The organism is Pseudomonas entomophila (assembly GCF_029478665.1).
Taxonomy (GTDB): domain Bacteria; phylum Pseudomonadota; class Gammaproteobacteria; order Pseudomonadales; family Pseudomonadaceae; genus Aquipseudomonas; species Aquipseudomonas entomophila_F.
In genome coordinates, this window is the sequence record NZ_JARPQB010000018.1 from 57,496 (window position 1) to 79,746 (window position 22,251).

Here is a 22,251-nt window from a genome sequence, read left to right on the forward strand (position 1 = left end):
TGAACGCTAATTCGCCAGCAAGGCTGGCTCCTACAGAATTACCGCTATCGACCTTCCAGCAGCCACTGCGGAATCCGCCGCTCCAGGTAGTACCCCGGATTACGCAGGCTGCCGTCGACAAACCCCACATGCCCGCCCCGGCTGTGCAACTCGAAGTGCGTTTGCGCTGCCAGCTCGCTGGCGCTTGGCAGGCTGTGGTCGAACACGAATGGATCGTCGCTGGAATGGATGATCAGCGTTGGGGTGCGGTTCTCGCCCAGGTAGTAGCGGCTGGAAGCTCGCCGGTAATAGTCGTGGGCATCGCTGAAACCGTTGAGCGGCGCGGTTACCCGGCCATCGAAGTCCCAGAAGGTGCGCAGATTGCGCAAAGGCCCCAGGCGCTCGATCTCGTCCAGCCCTTGTTGATGGCCCTTGTCGCGAAAATGCCGCTGCTTGTCCTGCACATAGGCCAGCATCTCGCGCATGAAATGCGCCTGGTAGAGCTTCGAGAAGCCCAGCCCGATGCGATCGGCGCACTGGTCCAGGCGGAACGGCACCGACACCGCCACCGCCGCTTCCAGCTGACTGGCCGAACCACTCTCACCCAGGTACTTGAGCAACACGTTGCCACCGAGCGAATAGCCCACGGCATACAGCGGTGCCAGCGGCCGTTGGGCGCGCAGGTGGCGGATGGTCTCGGCCAGGTCTTCGCTTGCCCCGGAGTGGTAGCTGCGCGCCAGCAGGTTGGGCTCGCCCGAGCAACCACGCCAGTTCACCGCGACGCTGGCCCAGCCTCGGGCCTGCAGCGCTTGCTGCAAACCTTTGACGTACGGGGAGTTGGAAGAGCCGGTCAGCCCGTGCAGCACCAGCACCAAGGGTGCATCGGGCTGGTGCGGGCCATGCCAGTCGAGGTCGAGGAAGTCGCCGTCGGCCAGCCACAGGCGTTCGCGGTTGCGCGACAGATCGGGAAGCTTGCGCCAGAGGGGGCCCCACAGTGTCTGCAGGTGCGGGTTGGACAGGCCGGTGGCCGGGCGGAACGTGGCGGTGAGGCTGGGCATGCTGGGCGACTCGTGGTGTGCCCGTCTAGAGTGCCATGAAACACCGCCACTGTATCTGCGCTATTGGTCGGCTGCCACGCGTTGCCACAGTGCATAGTGCACCTGGCCGGTCTTTTTCTCGCGGTGCAGGCGCCAGTTGCCTGGCATCGGTAGCGTGGACGGGGCTGCCTCGCTCTCGGTGTAGATCCACGCCTGTTCGCGCAGCCACTGGCCTTGCTCCAGCAGGTTGCAGGTGTTGGCCAGCAGGTCCTGGTGGAAGGGCGGGTCGAGGAACACCAGGTCGAACTGCTGCTTCGTTGGGCCTTGCAGGTAGCGCAGGGCGTCGGTCTGCAGGATCTGCCCGCGGGGGCAACGCAGCAGTTCGAGGTTGTGCTTGAGGTTGGTGATGGCGGCCGGGTTGCTGTCCAGGGCCACGGCGTTTTCGGCACCCCGGGACAGCGCCTCGAGTACCAGGGCGCCGCTGCCGGTGAAAGCATCCAGCACATGGGCGCCCTCGATGTAGGGCGCCAGCCAGTTGAACAGGGTTTCGCGCACACGGTCAGGCGTGGGGCGCAGGCCTTCGCCTTCCGGCACTGCCAGGCGGCGGCTGCGCCACTCGCCGGCGATGATGCGCAACTGGCCGGGGCCCTTGCTGGCGCCCGGTGCCGGGCGCGCTGGGGAGGTGGGTCTTGCCATTAATGCTCCGGTACGCCGAGCGGCTGCTCGGCGGGTTTGTCAGTGGGGGCCGGCAGTGGCTTCTGCGGCACGGTCGGACCAGCGGTGACGATTACCAGCCGGTCGGCGGCCAGGTGCTTGGCCATGGCCGTCTTGACCTGCTCGACTGTCAGTGCCTGGGACTGCTGCATGAAGTCCTCCAGCCAGCTCAGCGGCAGGTTGTAGAAGCCGATCGCGCCCAGTTGGCCGACGATGCTTGCGTTGCTGGCGTTGGACAGCGGGAAGCTGCCGGCCAGTTCACGCTTGGCGTCGTCCAGTTCTTGTTGAGTCGGGCCATTTTTCAAGTAGTCGGCGAGGATGTCCTGGACCAGCTTGAGGGTGCCTTCGCTAAGCTCGGCGCGGGTTTGCAGGTTGATCATGAACGGGCCGCGCACCTGCATCGGGCTGAACACCGAGTACACGCCATAGGTGAGGCCGCGCTTTTCGCGGACTTCGCTCATCAGGCGGGTACCGAAGGCGCCACCGCCGAGGATCTGGTTGCCCAGCGACAGGGCGGGCCAGTCCGGATCGTTACGGTCGATGCCGAGCTCGGCCAGCATCAGGTGGGTCTGCTTGGACGGGAAGTCGATATGAGTCGCTCCCGGCTTGGGCTCGCTCGGTTGTTCGGGCGTGGCCAGTGCAGGCCCCTTGGGCAGGCCAGCGGACACCTGGGCGGCGATGGCCTCGGCCTCGCCGCGGTCGAGGTCGCCAACCAGGGCGATCACCGCGTTGCCCGCGCTGTAGGCCTTCCTGTGGAATTCACGCAGCTGCTCCAGGGTGATGCCGGTGATGGTCTCGGCAGTGCCGTCGCTGGGGTGCGCGTAGGGGTGGTTGCCGTAGAGGTTGGCGAACAGCGCCTTGCCGGCCAGCTTGCCGGGGTTCTGCTTCTCATACTCGAAACCGGCAAGTATCTGGTTCTTGATGCGCTTGAGGGCGTCCTCGGGGAAGGTCGGCTTGCCGGCCACCTCGGTGAACAGCTTCAGTGCTGGCTCACGCTTGTCCACGGCGCTCAGGCTGCGCAGCGAGGCCACGGCCATGTCACGGTAGGAGCCGTTGCCGAAGTCCGCGCCGAGGCCTTCGAAGCCTTCGGCGATGGCGGTCACGTCCTTGCCGGCCACGCCCTCGTTGAGCATGGCGTTGGTCAGCGCGGCCAGGCCGGGTGTGCCGCCGTCCTGGCTGCTGCCGGCGGCGAAGGTGACGCGCAGGTCGAACATTGGGAGTTCGCGGGCCTCGACGAACAGTACCCGGGCGCCTTCGGCGGTGGTCCAGTTCTGGATGTTCAACTGGCGGCGGCTCGGGGCCTTGCCGTCCAGCTCGGCCAGCGATTGCAACGCATTGGCCGGGCGCGCGGCGGTGTCGGGCTTGCCGGTATTGTCGGACTGGGCCGGGCGCGCCAGCAGCACGGCGATAGCCACTACCAGCACGATGATCGCCAGGCCGAACAGGGTGTAGCGGGGTGCGCTGCGATCACTCATGAGCGGACTCCTCGGGCAGTACATGGGCAACGCTCAGGCGTTCGCGGGTGAAGTAGGTGCGGGCGGCGTCCTGGATGTCCTGCGGCGTCACGCGCTTGAGGTCGTCGAGCTCGCTGTCGATCAGTTTCCACGACAGGCCGACGGTCTCCAGCATGCCGATGGTGGTGGCCTGGCTGCTGATCGAGTCGCGGTCGTAGACCAGGCCGGCGATCACCTGGGCGCGCACGCGCTCGAGCTCTTCAGCGGTCGGTGGGGTGGTCTTGAGCTCGTCGAGCAGTTGCCATACGCCTTTCTCGACGTCGGCGAGGGTCTTGTGCTTCTGCACGTTGGGCGTGGCCGAGACCAGGAACAGGCTGTCACCCCGGGTGAAGGCGTTGTAGCTGGACGAGGCGCCGGCCACCAGCTCCTGGCCACGTTCCAGGCGTGCCGGCATGCGCGCGCTGTAGCCGCCGTCGAGCAGGGCGGAGATCAGGCGCAGGGCGTTGACGGTGCGTGGTTCCTTGGTGGTGGCCAGGCTTGGGACGTTGAACCCGTAGATCAGGCTGGGCAGTTGCGTGCGCACATGCAGGGTCAGTTGGCGCTGGCCCGGTTCGGCCAGTTCCAGCGGCAGCTTGCTCGGTGGCACGGCGCGCTTGGGGATCGGGCCGAAGTACTTCTGTGCGAGGCTCCTCACCTCGTCAGGGGGGACGTCGCCGACCACCACCAGGGTGGCGTTGTTTGGTGCGTACCAGGATTCGTACCAGTGGCGCAGTTCCTCGACCTTCATGCGTTCGAGGTCGGCCATCCAGCCGATGGTCGGGGTGTGGTAGCCGCTGGCCGGGTAAGCCATGGCGCGGAACAGCTCGAAGGCTTTCGCGTTGGGCTGGTCGTCGGTGCGCAGGCGGCGCTCCTCCTTGATCACCTCGATCTCGCGGCTGAATTCGTCGGCCGGCAGGCGCAGGCTGGCCAGGCGGTCGGCTTCCAGCTCGAAGGCTACCGGCAGGCGGTCGCGGGCCAGCTCTTGATAGTAGGCGGTGTAGTCGTCGCTGGTGAAGGCGTTTTCCTCGGCGCCGATGTCGCGCAGGATGCGCGAGGCTTCGCCTGGGCCAACCTTGGCGCTGCCCTTGAACATCATGTGCTCCAGTGCATGCGAAAGACCGGTCTGGCCCGGCGTCTCGTAGCTGGAGCCAACCTTGTACCAGATCTGCGAAACCACCACTGGCGCGCGATGGTCCTCGCGCACGACGACCTTCAGGCCGTTGTCGAGGATGAATTCGTGAGTGGGTTGCACATCGGCGGCGAAGGCCACCAGCGGCAGGCACAGCGTGCCGAGCAACAGGCCAGCGGCGCGGCGGGCTAGAGCATTCATACGGTGTTCAACCTGTTCGGCGGCCCGCTTGGGTTTAGCGTCGGCGGGCCAGGAGGTGCTAGGATACTGATCCGGTTGCCTGGCGACCATGCCTGTCGCCGTTCTGGCCCGCAGGCCCTTACGACAAAACGTTGCGCATGAACCCGCTGGCTTCACAGTAGTCTGTTCTGCGTGAGTAAGAATTCCCGATGCGCCATTGCTGGCCCATCGCTACCCTGAGATAGCCGTCCTCCATGTTTGGTTCCAACGACGACAAAAAAGCGCCGGCCGCGGCTGGCGAGAAGAAAGGCCTGTTCAGCTGGTTCCGCAAGAAGCCGGAGCAACCTGTCGCCGAACAGCCGCAAGCCCCACAACCGCCGGTCGAGGCACCGCTCGAGCAGCCACCCGTTGAGCAGCCTGCTCCGGTGGCCGAGGCGCCCCAGCCGGCACCGGTAATCTCGCCGGTCGAGCCTGCGCCTGCCGTCGTCCCTGAGGTGGCGCAACCCGTTCCGGTGGCCGAGGCGCCCCAGCCGGCACCGGTAATCTCGCCGGTCGAGCCTGAGCCTGCCGTCGTCCCTGAGGTGGCGCAACCCGTTCCGGTGGCCGAGGCATCCCGGCCGGCACCGGCAAGCGCGCCGCCGGTCACGCCTGAGCCTGCTGTTCCTCAGGCTCAGCAGCCTGTTGAGCAGGTCGAAGCATCCCGGCCCGAGCCGGTGCAGGTTGCGTTCGATCCGGCTCCGGTGCCACAGCACCCTGCGCCAGTGAGCAACCTGGTGCTGCCAGTCGCCGAGGAACCGGTTGCGCTGGTGCCTGATCTCGAACCCAAGGCTCCGCCCGCCATCCCTGAGCGCCCGGCCCCTGAGGCGCCTGAGGTGGTGGTTCCCGAACCTGCCCCCGTGGTTGTCGTTCCTGTGGTCGAGCCCGAGTCGGTCGCGCCTGTCGCTTCCACTGCGGTTGCCGCAGAGCTCGCGCCTGTTGCCGCCGAACCCGCCAAACCAGGCTTCTTCGCCCGCCTCAAGCAGGGTCTGTCGAAGACCAGTGCCAGCATCGGCGAAGGCATGGCCAGCCTGTTCCTGGGCAAGAAGGTCATCGACGACGACCTGCTCGATGAAATCGAAACCCGCCTGCTGACCGCCGACGTCGGCGTCGAGGCCACCTCGACCATCGTCCAGAACCTGACGCAGAAGGTCGCCCGCAAGCAGTTGGCCGACGCCGATGCCCTGTACAAGTCGCTGCAGGAAGAACTGGCCGCCCTGCTGCGCCCGGTCGAGCAGCCGCTGAAGATCGAAGCGCAGACCAAGCCCTACGTGATCCTGGTCGTGGGCGTGAACGGCGCCGGCAAGACCACCACCATCGGCAAGCTGGCGAAAAAGCTCCAGCTCGAAGGCAAGAAGGTCATGCTCGCCGCCGGCGACACCTTCCGCGCCGCGGCGGTGGAGCAACTGCAGGTGTGGGGCGAGCGCAACCAGATCCCGGTCATCGCCCAGCACACCGGCGCCGACTCGGCCTCGGTGATCTTCGACGCCGTGCAGGCCGCCAAGGCCCGTGGCGTCGATGTGCTGATCGCCGATACCGCTGGGCGGCTGCACACCAAGGACAACTTGATGGAAGAGCTGAAGAAGGTCCGTCGGGTGATCGGCAAGCTCGATGCCGACGCGCCCCACGAGGTGCTGCTGGTGCTCGACGCCGGCACCGGCCAGAACGCCATCAGCCAGGCCAAGTACTTCAACCAAAGCGTCGAACTGACCGGCCTGGCCCTGACCAAGCTCGACGGCACCGCCAAGGGCGGCGTCATCTTCGCCCTGGCCAAGCAGTTCAGCATTCCGATCCGCTTCATCGGTGTGGGCGAGGGTATCGACGACCTGCGCACCTTCGAAGCCGAACCTTTCGTCAAGGCGCTGTTTGCCGAACGGGAACCTTCATGATCCGATTCGAACAGGTTGCCAAGCGCTACCCCAATGGCCACGTCGGCCTGCACGAGCTGAGCTTCCGGGCGCGCCGTGGCGAGTTCCTGTTCGTCACCGGCCACTCCGGCGCCGGCAAGAGCACCTTGTTACGCCTGCTGCTGGCGATGGAGCGCCCGACCAGCGGCAAGTTGTTGCTGGCCGGGCAGGACCTGGGCCAGATCAGCAACGCGCAGATCCCGTTCCTGCGCCGGCAGATCGGCGTGGTGTTCCAGAACCACCAGTTGCTGTTCGACCGCACCGTGTTCAACAACATCGCCCTGCCGCTGCAGATCCTCGGGCTGTCCAAGGCCGAGATCGCCAAGCGCGTGGACTCGGCGCTGGAGCGCGTGTCGCTGAGCGACAAGGGCGAGCTGTTCCCGGCCGACCTGTCCACCGGCCAGCAACAGCGGGTCGGCATCGCCCGCGCCATTGTTCACCAGCCGGCCTTGCTGCTGGCGGACGAGCCCACCGGTAACCTCGACCCGCGCCTGGCCGCGGAGATCATGGGCGTGTTCGAGGACATCAACCGCCTGGGCACCACGGTATTGATCGCCAGCCACGACCTGGCGCTGATCGCGCGCATGCGCCACCGCATGCTGACGCTGCAACGCGGCCGCTTGATCGGCGATGGGGAGGCTGGGCAATGAGCACCACACGTACACCAAAGGTTTCCGAGCGCGTCGCGCCCAAGGCCGCCGACCCGCAACCGGCGAAGAAGAAGCGCGGCGATCACGACGACGATGGCCCGGACTTCCGCACACTGTTGCACGCCTGGCTGGAAAGCCACCGCGCCAGCCTGGCCGACAGCCTGCGCCGCCTGGGCAAGCAGCCGATCGGCAGCTTCTTCACCTGCCTGGTCATGGCGGTGGCGCTGAGCATGCCCATGGGCCTCTCGCTGCTGCTCAAGAACGTCGAAAAGCTCGGCGGTTCATGGCAGCGTGCGGCGCAGATCTCGCTTTATCTCAAGCTTGATGCCAGCGGCCGCGACGGCGAGGCGCTGCGTGACGAAATCAAGGGCATGCCAGGTGTCGCGGAGGCCCAGTACGTCAGCCGCGAACAGGCGCTGGAAGAGTTCCAGCAGCAGTCGGGCCTGGGTGAAGCGCTGCGCGAGCTGCCGGACAACCCGCTGCCCGGCGTGGTGGTGGTGACCCCGACCGAAGTCGACAAACCCGCCCTGGAAGCCTTGCGCCAGCGCTTGTCCGAGCTGCCTCGCGTGGAAGCGGCGCAGCTGGATCTGGTGTGGGTCGAGCGCCTGGCGGCCATCCTCAAGCTGGGCGACCGCTTTGTGTTCGGCCTGGCGGTGATGCTGATTTCCGCCTTGTTGTTAGTAATCGGTAACACAATTCGTCTACATATTGAAAACCGCCGGGTGGAGATCGAAGTGATCAAGCTCGTCGGTGGCACCGACAGCTACGTGCGCCGGCCTTTCCTCTACATGGGCGCCTTGTATGGCCTGGGCGCGGGCGTGCTGGCCTGGGGCATCCTGGCGTTCGGCCTGAACTGGCTCAACGACGCGGTGGTCGGGCTTTCCGGCCTGTACGGCAGTGATTTCGCCCTGGGCGGCGTGCCGGCCTCGGATGGTCTTTCACTCTTGATCGGAGCGGTGCTGTTGGGGTATATCGGTGCATGGATCGCCGTCGCTCGTCACTTGAACGAGCTGGCACCGCGATAAATGTTTCATGGCCAGTATTGACAAATTTTTCATTCTGGAACTTGTACAAGGGTTCCTTGTCTATGCTGGCAGTGCCCACAAGGCACGAGTCTGTAAGCCGGAGGTACTTGAATGACCACATCGTTGCAACCTGCCTATGCCCTGGTTCCCGGTGCAAACCTGGAAGCCTACGTGCACACGGTGAACAGCATTCCCTTGCTGACGCCGGAGCAGGAGCGTGATCTGGGCGAGCGTCTCTACTATGAGCAGGATCTCGAGGCCGCTCGTCAAATGGTGATGGCCCACCTGCGTTTCGTTGTACACATCGCCCGTAGCTATGCTGGCTACGGGTTGGCCCAGGCTGACCTGATCCAGGAAGGCAACGTCGGCCTGATGAAGGCAGTAAAGCGCTTCAACCCGGAAATGGGTGTGCGCCTGGTATCCTTTGCGGTGCACTGGATCAAGGCCGAGATCCACGAGTTCATCCTGCGCAACTGGCGCATCGTCAAGGTGGCCACCACCAAGGCCCAGCGCAAGCTGTTCTTCAACCTGCGCAGCCAGAAGAAACGCCTGGCCTGGTTGAACAACGACGAAGTGCATCGCGTGGCCGAAAGCCTCGGTGTCGAGCCCCGTGAAGTGCGCGAGATGGAAAGCCGTCTGAGCGGCCAGGACATGGCCTTCGACCCGGCGGCGGAAGCCGATGACGACAGCGCCTTCCAGTCGCCCGCGCATTACCTGGAAGACCACCGCTACGACCCGGCCCTGCAGCTCGAGGACGCCGACTGGAGTGACAACTCCAGCAGCAATCTGCACGAAGCCCTGCAAGGCCTGGACGACCGCAGCCGCGACATCCTTTACCAGCGCTGGCTGGCCGAGGAAAAGGCCACGTTGCATGAGCTGGCGGAGAAGTACAGCGTTTCGGCCGAGCGGATTCGTCAGCTCGAGAAGAACGCGATGAACAAGGTCAAGGCACTGATTACCATCTGATCGGCGCCTGGCTGGTTCGAAAAGGCCGCTTCCCTTCCGGGCAAGCGGCCTTTTCATTTTGTGGTGCCTGTACCGGCCTCTTCGCTGGCAAAGCCGGCTCCTACAGGGGGATCGCAATACCTGTAGGAGCCGGCTTTGCCAGCGAAGAGGCCGGTATTGCAGTCACAAAACTCAAAGCTTGCGCGAAGCATCCAGCTGCATCAGGTAGCTCGGCCCACCCAATTGGCTCATCTGCCGACGAATCCATCCCGCCCGGCTTGCCACGTAGGCGCTCGGGCGGCTAGCGTTCCATTTGATCGGGCTCGGCAACACCGCCGCGAGCTGCGCGGCCTGTTGTCGCGTCAGGCGGCTGGCATCGACCCCAAAGTGATAGCGCGCCGCGGCTTGGGCGCCGAACACCCCTTTGCCCCATTCGGCGCTGTTCAGATACACCTCGAGAATCCGTTCTTTCGACCAGAACAGCTCGATCAGTGCGGTGAACCAGGCTTCCAACCCCTTGCGCAGCCAACTGCGACCGGACCACAGGAACACATTCTTGGCCACCTGCTGGGTCAGTGTGCTGGCCCCACGGACCTTGCCGCCACGCTCGTTGTAGGCCAGGGCTGCCTGGATCGCGGGAATGTCAAAGCCCCAGTGGCTGGCGAACTTCTGGTCTTCACCGGCAATCACCGCCACCTTCAACTCATCGGAGATATCCTCCCATGGCGTCCAGTCGCGCTGCAGGTCGATAGGTTCGCCGTTGAACCATGACTCCACCTTGCGCTCGACCATCAGTGCCGTGCCGGGCGGTGGCACCCAGCGCAGGACCAGAACGACGGCAATGCTGCCAGCAGCGAACCAGAGCAGGGCGCGAGAAAGTCGGCGGAGGAGGGATGACAGCATGGTGATGGCTTGGCCGGACCGTTGGAACGGGCCATTATACAGGCCCCTTTCGAGGAGTCGTCCCATGCTTCGCAGCTTCCTGATGCTTGCCGCGTTCTTCGGCTTTACCGGTGTCGCCCTCGGCGCCTTCGCCGCCCATGGCCTGAAGAGCCGCCTCAGCGCCGACTACCTGGCGATTTTCCATACCGGCGTCACCTACCAGCTGGTGCATGCCCTGGCGATCCTGGGCGTAGCGGTGTTGTCGGTGCATTTGCCGGGGCGTCTGGTCGGCTGGGCCGGTGGTCTGTTCGCGCTGGGCATCCTGCTGTTCTCCGGTAGCCTCTATGTGCTGACCCTCAGCGGCCTGGGCAAGCTCGGCATGATCACCCCGCTGGGTGGCCTGTGCTTCCTCGCCGGCTGGCTGTGCCTGGGGCTGGCCGCCTGGCGCCTGGGCTGACCGAACGGTCCACAATCGCGACTAATGGCGTGTACCGCCCTTGGGTTGCAAGGCGGATCGGGGCTAGAATGCGGGCCCCAAAGAACAATGGTGGCCGTGCGCATGCGCATTCAACTGAACGGTGAACCTTACGACCTGCCCGAGGGCGAGAGCGTCGCGGCGCTGCTGGGCCGGCTGGAGCTGGCCGGCCGCCGGGTGGCGGTGGAACTGAACCTGGACATCGTGCCGCGCAGCCAGCACGAGAGCACGCTGCTCGCTGATGGCGACCAGGTCGAAGTGGTCCATGCCATTGGCGGTGGTTGAGCTACGCCCGGCGATTCACCCAAAAGCCCCGTAACCTTCCCAGAGGAACATCGATGAGCAACGTTCGTAGCGACAAGCCTTTCGTCCTGGCCGGGCGCACCTTCCAGTCGCGCCTGCTGGTCGGCACCGGCAAGTACCGTGACATGGAAGAAACCCGTCTGGCCACCGAAGCCTCGGGTGCCGAGATCGTCACCGTAGCCGTGCGTCGCACCAACCTCGGCCAGAATGCGGGCGAACCGAACCTGCTCGACGTGCTGTCGCCCGACAAGTACACCATCCTGCCGAACACCGCAGGCTGTTTCGACGCAGTCGAAGCGGTACGTACTTGCCGCCTGGCCCGTGAACTGCTCGATGGCCACAAGTCCCACGAGAACCGTACGCTGGTGAAGCTGGAAGTGCTGGCCGACCAGAAGACCCTGTTCCCGAACGTGATCGAAACCCTCAAGGCCGCCGAAGTGCTGGTCAAGGACGGTTTCGACGTGATGGTCTACACCAGCGATGACCCGATCATCGCCCGCCAGCTGGCCGAAGCCGGCTGCATCGCCGTCATGCCGCTGGCCGGCCTGATCGGCACCGGCCTGGGAATCTGCAACCCCTACAACCTGCAGATCATCCTGGAAGAGTCCAAGGTACCGGTGCTGGTCGATGCCGGCGTGGGTACCGCCTCTGATGCCACCATCGCCATGGAGATGGGCTGCGAGGCCGTGCTGATGAACTCGGCCATTGCCCACGCGAAACAACCGGTGTTGATGGCCGAGGCGATGAAGCACGCGATCCTTGCCGGCCGCATGGCGTACCTCGCCGGGCGCATGCCGAAGAAACTCTATGCCAGCGCGTCCTCGCCGCTGGAAGGTCTGATCAAGTAAGAGCCCCCGATGACTGAATCGCAAGAAACGCCGATCACCGAAGACGGTGAAGCCCGCCCGCACCGCCGCATCAAGAGCTTCGTGATGCGCGCCGGGCGCATGACCGAAGGCCAGCAACGTGGCCTGGACCAGGGCGGCCCGCAGTTCATCCTGCCGCTGGCCGACAGCCCGGTGGACTACGACCAGGTGTTTGGCCGTTCGGCGCCGCGCACCCTGGAGATCGGCTTTGGCATGGGCCACTCGCTGCTTGAGATGGCCGCCGCCTCGCCGGAGCTGGACTTCATCGGTGTCGAAGTGCACCGCCCAGGTGTTGGCGCGCTGCTCAACGGCGTGCTCACTCAGGGCCTGAAGAACCTGCGGGTGTACGACTGCGACGCCATCGAGGTGCTCAACCGCTGCGTGGCCGACAACAGCCTCGACCGGCTGATGCTGTTCTTCCCGGATCCGTGGCACAAGGCGCGTCATCACAAGCGCCGCATTGTCCAGCCGGCGTTCGCCGAGCTGGTGCGCAGCAAGCTGAAAGTGGGTGGCGTGTTCCATATGGCCACCGACTGGGAGCCCTATGCCGAGCACATGCTGGACGTGATGAAGGTGGCACCGGGTTATCGCAACCAGGCGGCCGATGGCGCTTATGTGCCGCGCCCGCAAGAGCGTCCGATCACCAAGTTCGAGCGCCGTGGTGAGCGCCTTGGGCATGGGGTGTGGGACTTGAAGTTCGAGAAGGTGGACTGAGCGGGAATCGTTCGGCATCTTCTTTTAAGGCCTGCAATTTTGCAGGCGCAAAAAAACCGCCTTGAGAAAGGCGGTTTTTTTATGCGGGCTTTGGGTTACGAGTCCTGAGCCTGCCTACTTCAGTGTCACTGGAGAGACTTCACACGGGAGATACTAGGGCTGCATTGAAACTGCGTCAATGATGGAAATATCCAGCATTAACTGTGAACGTGTCAGTAACAGCATTGGATTTTCGACTGACGTAAAGTGGCACCGCTCTCATGTGGATTAATTCAGTGGCGGGCCGGGAAACGAATTCATTCACGCTCTCGGCCCCTTCGACGCGGCCTACGAACCGCGCCGGTAGGTTCTCGAAGGGCCATTCACCTGGCCACTTCACTGGAGAGACTTCACGTGATCTCCGAAGGCATCGAAGTGCCGGTCAGATGCTGGAAGATTGGCCCAGCCAACACGGAGGCCAAGGCATATGAAGCGTTTGCTGAATACGCTGAGCCGTGTCTGGACGCTCATCCGTATCCTGGTCGTATTCAGGACCGCAAGAGACTTCCTGCGCGATCACTTTGACGATCCCCGTTAAGGGTTGGTCGGGTGAGAGGCCGCCCTGGTTCGCCAGGGCGGCTTTTAGCAGCTCAACCCTGCTGATCAGCCACCACGCCAATCTGAGTCCCCCTAAAAACCAGGCCTGTGTTTTTCCCCTCCGCGCATATAGCACATGTTATGCGCTGGTCGTCCACTCGCTGTGTGAGCCTTCTGGTCCGGGCATTCAAGCCTGAAAACCAGGAGATTCATCATGCATGTCACACCTTATCTCTCGTCCACACTGGGTGCACTGTTTAGCGTTGCCACGCTATGCATGGTCGCGTTCGGCTGTGAAGCGTCGGCACCGCCAGGGAGCGGTATCAACCTCTCTGGTATGGCGATGTATGAGCGCACGACCAAAAACTTTGCACCGAACTTCGCGCTGCGCCGAGTCGCGCAGAGCACGGCATTTCTGATCGACAGCGGCAACGATGCAGCACCCGCTTTGCTAGTGGGTAGCGGACATGCACTGGAGGATAGCGCCGACATCGTCGATGCGGAGTTGCCTGGGACTGGGCATATCAGTTTCGCCAGTGTTGCCGGCAGGCATTTCTCCGTCGCTCGGGTGCGTTATGTCTCGCGTCGGGGCCTGGATTTCGCCATCTTCGAACTGTCCCAGACTCAGGGTGCACTCAAGGCGCTTGGGCTTACGCCTTTGGCTTTGGCTGGACGCAAGGCCGTCGAGGATGAACCGGTTATCGCCGTGCCGCGCTTGAGTGACAGCCATCGCGGTATCGCCAGTTGGCCGGAGCAGGATCTGCCATGGATCGACCTGAAGACCGGCGATGGTGTCGTGTATCGCCATCTGTTGAGGGTGGAGGGCGCAAGCCTGCAGCCGGGTGACTCTGGCAGTCCGGTGCTGGATGCAACGCATCGTGTCTTGGCAATCTTCCACAGCACGTTGCCTGGTGCCGGCCATGCTTCGGACCTGAGCTTCCTTCCGGCCTGCCTGATACAGGGGCGCTTCGATGCTCAGGGCGAAGGCTGCGGGTTGGGCAACGTCTTCAACGTGCTTGTGGAAAAAGACGATGACAGCCGCCTGATCTACAAGCAGTCCGTTCAGGCACCTATCGTCATCGATTCACCCGTGTACTCTACGACGCCCTTCTATCAGGCCAAGCTTGCGCAATGGCCGGAACAATGTGAGCAAGCGGATGGATACGGAGTGCAGCAGGTCTCGGGTGATGTGCTGAATCTTCCTGCGACTGGCTTGATCCTGGCGCCGGCGAATCCAACGGTACTGGCGTTGTGCTTATGGGGGCGCGAGGCGGATGGGCCTGAGCCTGCCAACCGCAATGCCGTGGCGTTGCCAGTGGTGGTACACCCGCCGGGGCCCGCAGCACAACCGGAGATGGACGTCAGCGCACCCTACCTGGACGCATTCGATCGCTGGGCCTATCGGATTAATGTGCCGTCAAGGCACATCCTGTTCCAGCGTGTGGAGTTCAAGCTGGGGCCCTGGCAGAGTACCGCCTGTGCAGATCCCCATGGCTACGGCGATTTGAGCAGCAAGATCATCGTCCGCCAAGACAGCCGGTTGTGTGCCGTGGGCATCGATCACGCCGGGCAGCGTTCAGTAGCGGTGGAGGTCAGGCTGCGCCCTCGAACTTGAACGGTGCGCGGGTCCTTTACGGCCCGCGCACGCTTGCAGGCTCAACCTCGCCGATCAGCCACAACACCAATCAACACCAGCACCACCAGCAACACCGGTGCCAGTGCATAGTTGTTGAACTGCCCCAGCCCCTTGACGATCCACGGCGTTGCATAGATCAGCGCCGCGCCGCTGCCGATCATCACCAGCAAGGCCATGAACGGCACCCGCAAGGCGCCGGCCAGACCACCCAGGCGTCCTTCCACCCAGCCCTTGATATCGGTGCCGAACAGCACCAGCAGGCAGCCCACCAGGGCCAGCGAGATCTCCGACAGGTTGCTGCGGCTCCAGCGGGAAACGGTCGAGAGCAGGTCAAGTACCAGGTCCATGGGTCATCCTTAATTCAAGAAGTACTGCAGCAGGTCGTTGAGGAATAGCTGGCCACGTGGTGTGGCTGCCAGCCGATCCGGTTCGACCTGCAAAAGGCCCTTTTGTTCGGCTTCGCGGCGGGCTTCGGCGAGCTGCGCCAGGGGCAGGCCGGTGCGCTGGCTGAACAGCTCGGCCTCCACGCCGTCGGTGAGGCGCAGCGCATTCATCAGGAACTCGAAGGGTAGCTCATCGGCGGGCAGCAGTTTCTCGCCTGCCTTGAACGGTTTGGCCGGATTCAGGTAATCCTTGGGCAGGCGGGTCTTCCAGGTGCGCAGGATGCGCCCGTCGGGGAACGACAGCTTGCCATGGGCGCCCGCACCGATACCGATGAAGTCGCCGAAACGCCAGTAGTTCAGGTTGTGCCGCGCGGCACGACCGGTCTCGGCATAGGCCGAGACTTCGTATTGCCGGTAGCCATGCTCGGCCATCAGCGCTTGGCCGGCTTCCTGGATATCCCAGAGGATATCGTCCTCGGGCAGCTCTGGCGGCTGGCTCCAGAACACCGTGTTCGGTTCCAGTGTCAGCTGGTACCAGGACAAGTGCGTCGGCGCCAGCTCGATGGCTTGGCGCAGGTCACCGAGCGCATCGTCCAACGACTGGTCCGGCAGGCCATGCATCAGGTCGAGGTTGAAGTTGTCGAAACCTGCCGCGCGCGCCATGCCGGCAGCGCGAACCGCTTCATCGCCGTTATGAATGCGTCCCAGCTTCTCCAGCTTGGCCGGCTGGAAGCTCTGCACGCCGATGGACAGGCGGTTGATGCCGGTCTGCCGGTAGGCCTTGAACTTCTCCTGCTCGAAGGTCCCCGGGTTGGCCTCGAGGGTGATCTCGATATCCGGGGCGAACGGGATGCGTTGCTCGACACCTCGCAACAGTCGGCCAAGCGCGTCTGCGCTGAACAGGCTGGGTGTGCCACCCCCGAAGAAGATCGTGCTGATAGGGCGGCCCTGGACCGCTGCCATTTCCTGGTCGAGATCAGCGAGCAGGGCATCGATGTATTCGTCTTCCGGCAACGATGGGCCGGCCTGGTGCGAGTTGAAGTCGCAGTACGGGCACTTGCGCACGCACCAGGGGATATGGATATACAGCGACAGCGGCGGGAGCTCGGGAAGAATCAGGCCCGCCGGCTGCAAGGACAGCTTGTCGGTCATGCCAGGCCCAGACGTTGGCGCAGCAGGGCCATGGCGCGGGCGCGGTGGCTGAGCTGGTTCTTGTCGACGGGGGCGAGGTCGGCGCTGGAGCACTTGCGCTCCGGGACCCAGAACAGCGGGTCATAGCCGAAGCCGTGTTCGCCGCTAGCCTCGAACAGGATGCTGCCGTGCCACAGGCCTTCGCAGAGGATGGGGAGCGGGTCGTCGGCGTGGCGCACCAGCGCCAGGACGCAGACGAACTGCGCGCCACGTTGCTCATGGGGTACATCTTTCAGTGCCTCGAGCAGCTTGGCGTTGTTCGCCGCATCGCCCTTGCCGTCGGCGTAGCGCGCCGAGTAGATGCCTGGCGCGCCGCCGAGGAAGTCCACCGCCAAACCCGAATCGTCGGCCAGGGCCGGCAGGCCGGAGATGCGCGCGGCGTTGCGGGCTTTCAGGATGGCGTTCTCGACGAACGACAGGCCGGTCTCTTCCGGTTCTACCTGGCTGAATTCACCGATCGAACGCAGGTGCACGGCCTCGCCGAGCATCGCTTGCAGTTCCTTGAGCTTGCCGGCGTTGTGGCTGGCCAATACGAGTTGCTGGAAATTCATCATTCGCCTGGGAACACTTCCTGGTTGAAGCTGAGTGGATGGCTGACGCCGCCGGTTTCGACGTTGAGGTCGAAGGTGACTGTTTCGGGTTGGTCGATCTTGAACTGGGCGATGTAGTACACCGCACCCTGGTCGGTGATCTGCTTGAACGACAACGGGTTGCTGCGCCCGGTGAGATCTTTCACCGTGCCGCTGACCACCGCCATCGCGGGCTTGCCGGCCTTGAGCACGGCGATGTTGAGCACACCCTGGTTCTTGCTGCGGGTCAGGCCCGTGGCGGCGGCAATGTCGGGTTGCAGCATGCTCGAGGTGAAGGCGCTGTAGTGGACCGTCACGTCGCCGAACACTTCCTGGCGTTCAGGCTTGGCGGCATCGGCAGCCAGTACCGGCAAGGCCAGGCACAGGCTGATCAGAAACAGTGCAAATCGACGCATGATCCCATTCCTCCGTTCGCGAGGGTCAGACCGCGAGCTGATGCTCCTGCAGGCCCGGGCTGCTGACCCGATAGATACCGATCTCACCTAGAAGATTAGGCCAAAGCCGGCCGCCCAACCCGTTACGGTGCAGGCGGTCGACGGCCAGGCGGTCGAGCACCTTGGCGTGGCGCTCGTGGCACAGGTTCTCGAAGTCTTCGAAGGTGCAGAAGTGGATGTTCGGGGTGTTGTACCAGGTATACGGCATGAAGTCCGAGACCGGCATGCGCCCCTTGGTCGCCAGGTACCAGCGGCAGCGCCAGTGGCCGAAATTGGGGAAGGTGATGATGCACTGGCGCCCCACCCGCAGCATCTCGTCGAGAATGCGGTCGGGGTACTCCACGGCTTGCAGGGCCTGGGTCATGACCACCACGTCGAAACTGTTGCTGGCGAAGTTGCCCAGGCCCTTGTCCAGGTCCTGCTCGATGACGTTGACGCCCTTGGCCACGCAGGCGGCGATGTTGTCGGCGTCGATCTCCAGGCCATAGCCGGTGACGTTCTTGCGCTCGCGCAAGGAGGCCAGCAGTTCGCCGTTGCCGCAGCCCAGGTCGAGGACCCGGCTGCCGGCAGGGATCCAGTCTTGGATGATTTCCAGGTCGGCTCTCATGCTGTCCTCAGATGACGATGCGGTTCATGTAGTTCGCGAATCCCTGCATGTAGCGAGGCGTGGGGATCAGGAAGGCGTCGTGGCCGTAGGGCGAGTCGATGTCCAGGTAGCAGACGTTCTTGCGCGCGGCCATCAGGGCGTCGACGATCTCACGCGAACGGGCCGGCGAGAAACGCCAGTCGGTGGTGAACGACATGATGCAGTAGTCCGCCGTGACATGGGCCAGGGTTGCCGCCAGGTCGCCGCCATGGGCTGCGGCCGGGTCGAAGTAGTCCAGCGCCTTGGTCATCAGCAGGTAGGTGTTGGCGTCGAACCGCCCCGAAAATTCCTCGCCTTGATAGCGCAGGTAGCTCTCGACCTGGAACTCGACGCTGTGGAAGTCGTAGTTGAGCTTGTCGCTCTTGAGCTCGCGGCCGAATTTCTCGCCCATCGAGTCGTCGGACAGGTAGGTGATATGGCCGACCATGCGTGCCAGCATCAGGCCACGCTTGGGGATCACCCCCTGGTCCTGGAACGAGCCGCCGTGGAACTCGGGGTCGGTGAGAATGGCCTGGCGTGCCACTTCGTTGAAGGCGATGTTCTGCGCCGACAGCTTGGGCGCCGAGGCGATGTCCACGCAGTGGCGCACACGGTCCGGGTAAGTGATGGTCCATTGCAGCGCCTGCATGCCGCCCAGGCTGCCGCCGACGATGGCGGCCCAGGTCTGTATCCCTAAGCGATCGGCCAGGCGCGCTTGGCTATGTACCCAATCCTCGACCGTCAGTACCGGGAAATCGGCGCCGTAGGGCTTGCCGGTGGCCGGGTTGACGCTGCTGGGGCCGGTGCTGCCGTTGCAGCCGCCCAGGTTGTTCAGGCTGACCACGAAGAAGCGATTGGTGTCGATGGGTTTGCCGGGGCCGATGCAGCTGTCCCACCAGCCCGGCTTGCGGTCGGTGGCGGCGTGATAGCCGGCGGCATGGTGATGGCCGGACAACGCATGGCAGATCAGCACGGCATTGCTGGCGGTGCTGTTGAGGGTGCCATAGGTTTCGTAGATCAGTTCATACGAGGCCAGCGAGCGGCCACAGGCCAAGGCCAGCGGTTCATCGAACCGGGCGATTTGCGGTGTTACCAGACCGACGGAATCTTCGGGAAGGACAGTGGACATCGACCCTGCTCACGCTTGACGGAGGCGTAAGTCTAAAGAGCGCTACCCCCAGCGGCAAGCAAAGGCTTGCCGCTGGATGCAGGCGGGGTCAGATCATCCGCCACAGCTCTTGCGGCATGCCGGCGTAGGCCGCCAGCTGGGGCATGAGGAACGACTGGATCACCTGGATGGCGATGAAGGCGAAGATCGGCGAGATGTCCATGCCACCGAGGTTCGGCACCAGGCGGCGGAACGGCGCCAGCACCGGTTCGCTGATCTGGTAGGCCAGTTCGGCGGCGGGGTTGTGGCTGTTGGGCGCGACCCACGAGACGATCACCATGACGATCATCGCCACCCAGAAGATCTTCAGGAACAGCGAGGTGACGCCCAGGATCGCCCACATCAGCAGGTGCAGCACGTCACCGAAGGTGCCGTAGGTGAGCATCAGCACGAAGGCCATCAGCAGCCCCTGGATGAGGACCGACAGCAGCAGCGAGGAGGTATCCAGGCCGGCGATGCTGGGGATCACCCGGCGCAGAGGCTTGAGCAGCGGCTGGGTGGCGCGCACGGCGAACTGGCTGAGCGGGTTGTAGAAGTCGGCCTTGACCAACTGCAGTACGAAACGCAGCAGGACGATCGCCAGGTACAGGCTGACCAGGGTTTGCACCACGAAGATCGCGGCGCCGGACAGTGCATTCATCAATGGCTCCTTATTTGCCCAGTTGTTCGGCCAGTTCGGCGGAGCGTTTCGCCGCGGCCTGCAGGGCCTGCTCGACGATGGCCTCGAAGCCGCTGGCCTGGAACGATTTGATCGCCGCCTCGGTGGTGCCGGCCGGCGAGGTGACGCGGCGGCGCAGCTCGGCGGCGTCGACGTCGCTGGCGACGGCCATGCGCGCGGCGCCCAAGGCAGTCTGCAGGGTGAGTTGCGAGGCGGTTTCACGTGGCAGGCCGAGTTTCTCGCCTGCGGCGGTCATGGCCTCGATCAGCAGGAAGAAGTAGGCCGGGCCGCTGCCGGAGACGGCGGTGACGGCATCCAGTTGCTGTTCTTCGCTCAGCCACAAGGCCGTGCCCACGGCGGACAGCAGTTGTTCGGCCTGCTGGCGTTGCTGGGTGGACACTTCCTGGGTGGCATACAGGCCGCTGACGCCCTGGCGCAGCAGTGCCGGGGTGTTGGGCATGCAGCGCACCACCGGGATGGCGCCCAGCCACGCCTGAAGGCTGGCGCAGGTGATGCCCGCGGCGATGGAGACGACCAGTTGGCCGGCTTTCAGGTTCGGCTTCAGTGCCTCGCAGACAGCTTTCATGACCTGCGGCTTGACTGCGAGCACGATCACGTCGGCGCCGTCGATGGCTTGTGCGTTGCTTTCGAACGCTTCGATACCGTGTTCGGCCTGGATCCGCGCGCGGGTCTCGGCACCCGGGTCGCTGGCGCGGATCTGCGTGGCATCCAGGCCCTGGGCGCGCAGGCCGCCGATCAGGCTGGCGGCCATGTTGCCGGCGCCGATAAAGGCAATACGAGTCTTGCTCATGTCAGGTCCTTGAGGGAAAGAGTGAGTTAAGCATGGGTTCAGGGCTGGCCGTAGTCGCGGGCCCCGAACAGGGCGGTACCGATGCGGACCCAGGTCGCTCCTTGGCAGATAGCGGCTTCCAGGTCGTGGCTCATGCCCATCGACAGGGTGTCCAGGCCGAGGCCCAGTTGTTCCTGGAGCTGGCGCAGGGTGGCAAAGGCAGCCTCCTGTGCGGCGCGGTCATCGGTCGGTTCCGGGATCGCCATCAGACCACGCAGGCGTAGGCCGGGCAGGGCGTTCACCGCCTGGGCCAGGGCTTGCAGTTCGGTGGGTGCGCAGCCGGACTTGCTGTCTTCGCCACTGACGTTCACCTGCAGGCAGATGTTCAGCGGCGGCAGGTTGGCCGGGCGCTGTTCAGAGAGGCGTTGGGCGATTTTCAGGCGATCCACGGAATGTACCCAGTCGAAGTGCTCGGCGATGGCTTTGGTCTTGTTCGACTGGATGGGGCCGATGAAGTGCCAGATCAAGGGCAGGTCAGAGAGTTCCTGCTGTTTCGTCAGGGCTTCCTGAAGGTAGTTTTCGCCGAAGTCGCATAGCCCACTGCCATGGGCCTCGCGGATGGCGCTGGCCGGCTTGGTCTTGCTCACCGCCAGCAGCTGGATGCTGGCCGGGTCGCGGCCGGCAACCTTCGCCGCAGTGTCGATGCGGGCGGAAATGGCCGAAATGTTCTCTGCTAGGGTGGGCATGGTTCGTCGCCGACGGCTTTGGGGTCTGCGGCATTCTACCTGCTTGATCGCTGTTGGGGAGTCTCATGGATGTGACCGATCTGCTGGCCCGGGCTGTGGCTGCGGGTGCAAGCGACCTGCACCTGGCCGCGGGCGAGGTACCGCTGCTGCGGCTGGATGGCGAACTGCGCCGCATGGCGTTGCCGGTGCTGGTACCCGCGGCGCTGGAGCAGGGGCTGGCTGGATGGCTCGATGAAGAACAGCGCCGGCAATGGATGTCGGGTGATGAACTGGATCTTGCCTTGGTTGTGCCCGCTCTGGGCCGCTTTCGGGTGAACCTGTTTCGCCAGCGCAATGGGTCGGGGGCGAGCATACGGCTGATCCCGGCGCGAGTGCCGCGCCTCGATGAGCTCGACCTGCATGATGTATTTCAAGCTGTTGCATCGAGCCGGGAAGGCCTGGTGCTGATTGGGGGGGCCACCGGGAGCGGCAAGTCCAGCACCCTGGCGGCGCTGGTCGATGAGCTCAATCGGGAGTACGCGCTTCACGTCATCACCTTGGAAGACCCTGTCGAATTCATTCATCAAGGCCAGCGCAGCCTGATCAACCAGCGGGAAATCGGCCGCGACAGTCGCGATTTTTCCCAGGGATTGCGCAGTGCGTTGCGCCAGGACCCCGATGTGATCATGGTCGGGGAGCTTCGTGACTTGGAGAGTATCCGCCTGGCGCTGCGAGCTGCCGAAACAGGGCACTTGGTGCTGGCCTCGGTGCATACGCGCTCGGCGGTCAACAGTATTGATCGCTTGGTGGAGGTGTTCGCCGCCGAGGAGAAGCCGCTGGTGCGCATGATGTTGGCGGAGTCGCTGCGGCTGGTGGTGGCGCAGAGGCTGGTCAGGCGCGTCGGTGGCGGCAGGGTCGCCGCAAGGGAGGTGCTGGTGGTGACGCCGGCGGTGCGCAACCTGATCCGCGAGGGGCGGATGGCGCAGATCTGTTCGTTGATGCAGGCCGGGGCAGCGCAGGGGATGGTGACGATGGAGGAGGCGACACGGCGCCTGAGGCAGCAAGGCTTGATCGACTAGATCAGGCGCCACATGTCTCCTGTAATTGAATGGACTCGCCCCCGCCGAGGCATCACAGTGC

General features: G+C 64.3%; 24 protein-coding genes. 10 read left to right on the top strand and 14 right to left on the bottom strand.

Going from position 1 to position 22,251, the window contains the following annotated elements; translation table 11 throughout:
* Positions 1-44: 44 nt before the first annotated feature.
* Genes P5705_RS11605 through P5705_RS11620 form a run of 4 tightly spaced genes read right to left on the bottom strand, consistent with a single transcriptional unit; the run spans position 45 to position 4,553 of the window.
* Positions 45-1,037, bottom strand: coding sequence for a hydrolase (locus P5705_RS11605; protein ID WP_240063966.1), 993 nt, complete (start codon positions 1,035-1,037; stop codon positions 45-47).
* A 60-nt stretch (positions 1,038-1,097) separates the two neighbouring features.
* A complete protein-coding gene (gene rsmD / locus P5705_RS11610) occupies positions 1,098-1,712 on the bottom strand; it encodes a 16S rRNA (guanine(966)-N(2))-methyltransferase RsmD (RefSeq protein ID WP_213659194.1) in 615 nt (204 codons plus the stop codon).
* Positions 1,712-3,205, bottom strand: coding sequence for a M16 family metallopeptidase (locus P5705_RS11615; RefSeq protein WP_277461013.1), 1,494 nt, complete (start codon positions 3,203-3,205; stop codon positions 1,712-1,714). Before P5705_RS11615 ends, rsmD begins: the two co-directional genes overlap by 1 nt.
* The gene (locus P5705_RS11620; protein WP_277461014.1) at positions 3,198-4,553 is read right to left on the bottom strand and encodes a M16 family metallopeptidase; all 1,356 of its coding nucleotides are present in this window, start codon (positions 4,551-4,553) and stop codon (positions 3,198-3,200) included. The genes P5705_RS11615 and P5705_RS11620 overlap by 8 nt, the downstream gene beginning before the upstream one ends.
* Before the next feature lie 233 nt (positions 4,554-4,786).
* Here P5705_RS11620 and ftsY point away from each other — a divergent pair, with 233 nt between their 5' ends.
* From ftsY to rpoH, 4 genes are all read left to right on the top strand, one after another.
* Positions 4,787-6,457, top strand: coding sequence for a signal recognition particle-docking protein FtsY (gene ftsY / locus P5705_RS11625; RefSeq protein ID WP_277461015.1), 1,671 nt, complete (start codon positions 4,787-4,789; stop codon positions 6,455-6,457).
* The gene (ftsE, locus tag P5705_RS11630) at positions 6,454-7,125 is read left to right on the top strand and encodes a cell division ATP-binding protein FtsE (RefSeq protein WP_011531723.1); all 672 of its coding nucleotides are present in this window, start codon (positions 6,454-6,456) and stop codon (positions 7,123-7,125) included. Before ftsY ends, ftsE begins: the two co-directional genes overlap by 4 nt.
* Positions 7,122-8,150, top strand: a complete 1,029-nt coding sequence (ftsX, locus tag P5705_RS11635; protein ID WP_277461016.1) for a permease-like cell division protein FtsX — start codon at positions 7,122-7,124, stop codon at positions 8,148-8,150. The genes ftsE and ftsX overlap by 4 nt, the downstream gene beginning before the upstream one ends.
* 111 nt (positions 8,151-8,261) lie before the next feature.
* Entirely contained in the window at positions 8,262-9,116 is an 855-nt protein-coding gene (gene rpoH / locus P5705_RS11640; protein WP_213659199.1) for an RNA polymerase sigma factor RpoH, read from the top strand.
* 171 nt (positions 9,117-9,287) lie between these two features.
* Here the strand turns inward: rpoH and mtgA are convergent, their stop codons facing one another.
* Positions 9,288-9,998, bottom strand: a complete 711-nt coding sequence (gene mtgA, locus P5705_RS11645; protein WP_277461017.1) for a monofunctional biosynthetic peptidoglycan transglycosylase — start codon at positions 9,996-9,998, stop codon at positions 9,288-9,290.
* Positions 9,999-10,062: 64 nt separating this feature from the next.
* On the opposite strand from mtgA, the gene P5705_RS11650 reads away from it, so the two are divergent.
* From P5705_RS11650 to P5705_RS11670, 5 genes are all read left to right on the top strand, one after another.
* On the top strand, positions 10,063-10,434 hold the full coding sequence (locus P5705_RS11650; protein WP_011531727.1) for a DUF423 domain-containing protein: 372 nt from the start codon (positions 10,063-10,065) through the stop codon (positions 10,432-10,434).
* Positions 10,435-10,536: 102 nt separating this feature from the next.
* Complete coding sequence (gene thiS, locus P5705_RS11655) at positions 10,537-10,737, top strand: sulfur carrier protein ThiS (RefSeq protein WP_044488631.1); 201 nt, start codon at positions 10,537-10,539, stop codon at positions 10,735-10,737.
* A gap of 53 nt (positions 10,738-10,790) precedes the next feature.
* Entirely contained in the window at positions 10,791-11,603 is an 813-nt protein-coding gene (locus P5705_RS11660) for a thiazole synthase (protein WP_277461018.1), read from the top strand.
* A gap of 9 nt (positions 11,604-11,612) precedes the next feature.
* Positions 11,613-12,335, top strand: coding sequence for a tRNA (guanosine(46)-N7)-methyltransferase TrmB (gene trmB / locus P5705_RS11665; RefSeq protein ID WP_277461019.1), 723 nt, complete (start codon positions 11,613-11,615; stop codon positions 12,333-12,335).
* A gap of 790 nt (positions 12,336-13,125) precedes the next feature.
* Entirely contained in the window at positions 13,126-14,526 is a 1,401-nt protein-coding gene (locus P5705_RS11670; RefSeq protein WP_277461020.1) for a S1 family peptidase, read from the top strand.
* Positions 14,527-14,567: 41 nt separating this feature from the next.
* Here P5705_RS11670 and P5705_RS11675 read toward each other — a convergent pair whose 3' ends face one another.
* The 9 genes from P5705_RS11675 to P5705_RS11715 all read right to left on the bottom strand — a co-directional run bounded on the left by P5705_RS11675 (position 14,568) and on the right by P5705_RS11715 (position 21,132).
* A complete protein-coding gene (locus P5705_RS11675) occupies positions 14,568-14,894 on the bottom strand; it encodes a DUF3392 family protein (RefSeq protein ID WP_011531731.1) in 327 nt (108 codons plus the stop codon).
* Between the two features lie 9 nt (positions 14,895-14,903).
* Positions 14,904-16,082 carry a radical SAM family heme chaperone HemW gene (gene hemW, locus P5705_RS11680; protein ID WP_277461021.1) on the bottom strand — a complete coding sequence of 393 codons (1,179 nt, stop codon included), beginning with the start codon at positions 16,080-16,082 and terminating at the stop codon, positions 14,904-14,906.
* Complete coding sequence (gene rdgB / locus P5705_RS11685; RefSeq protein WP_277461022.1) at positions 16,079-16,675, bottom strand: RdgB/HAM1 family non-canonical purine NTP pyrophosphatase; 597 nt, start codon at positions 16,673-16,675, stop codon at positions 16,079-16,081. Before rdgB ends, hemW begins: the two co-directional genes overlap by 4 nt.
* Entirely contained in the window at positions 16,672-17,106 is a 435-nt protein-coding gene (locus tag P5705_RS11690) for a DUF4426 domain-containing protein (RefSeq protein WP_277461023.1), read from the bottom strand. Before P5705_RS11690 ends, rdgB begins: the two co-directional genes overlap by 4 nt.
* A gap of 25 nt (positions 17,107-17,131) precedes the next feature.
* Positions 17,132-17,752, bottom strand: a complete 621-nt coding sequence (metW, locus tag P5705_RS11695; protein ID WP_011531735.1) for a methionine biosynthesis protein MetW — start codon at positions 17,750-17,752, stop codon at positions 17,132-17,134.
* 7 nt (positions 17,753-17,759) lie between these two features.
* Positions 17,760-18,899: a homoserine O-succinyltransferase MetX gene (metX, locus tag P5705_RS11700; RefSeq protein ID WP_248918304.1), complete on the bottom strand. Its 1,140-nt coding sequence runs from the start codon at positions 18,897-18,899 to the stop codon at positions 17,760-17,762.
* An 88-nt stretch (positions 18,900-18,987) separates the two neighbouring features.
* A complete protein-coding gene (locus P5705_RS11705; RefSeq protein ID WP_277461024.1) occupies positions 18,988-19,578 on the bottom strand; it encodes a YggT family protein in 591 nt (196 codons plus the stop codon).
* Between the two features lie 10 nt (positions 19,579-19,588).
* Complete coding sequence (gene proC, locus P5705_RS11710) at positions 19,589-20,407, bottom strand: pyrroline-5-carboxylate reductase (RefSeq protein WP_277461025.1); 819 nt, start codon at positions 20,405-20,407, stop codon at positions 19,589-19,591.
* A 38-nt stretch (positions 20,408-20,445) separates the two neighbouring features.
* On the bottom strand, positions 20,446-21,132 hold the full coding sequence (locus P5705_RS11715; RefSeq protein ID WP_277461026.1) for a YggS family pyridoxal phosphate-dependent enzyme: 687 nt from the start codon (positions 21,130-21,132) through the stop codon (positions 20,446-20,448).
* A gap of 65 nt (positions 21,133-21,197) precedes the next feature.
* Here P5705_RS11715 and P5705_RS11720 point away from each other — a divergent pair, with 65 nt between their 5' ends.
* Positions 21,198-22,190: a type IV pilus twitching motility protein PilT gene (locus tag P5705_RS11720; protein WP_277461027.1), complete on the top strand. Its 993-nt coding sequence runs from the start codon at positions 21,198-21,200 to the stop codon at positions 22,188-22,190.
* Positions 22,191-22,251 lie beyond the last annotated feature (61 nt).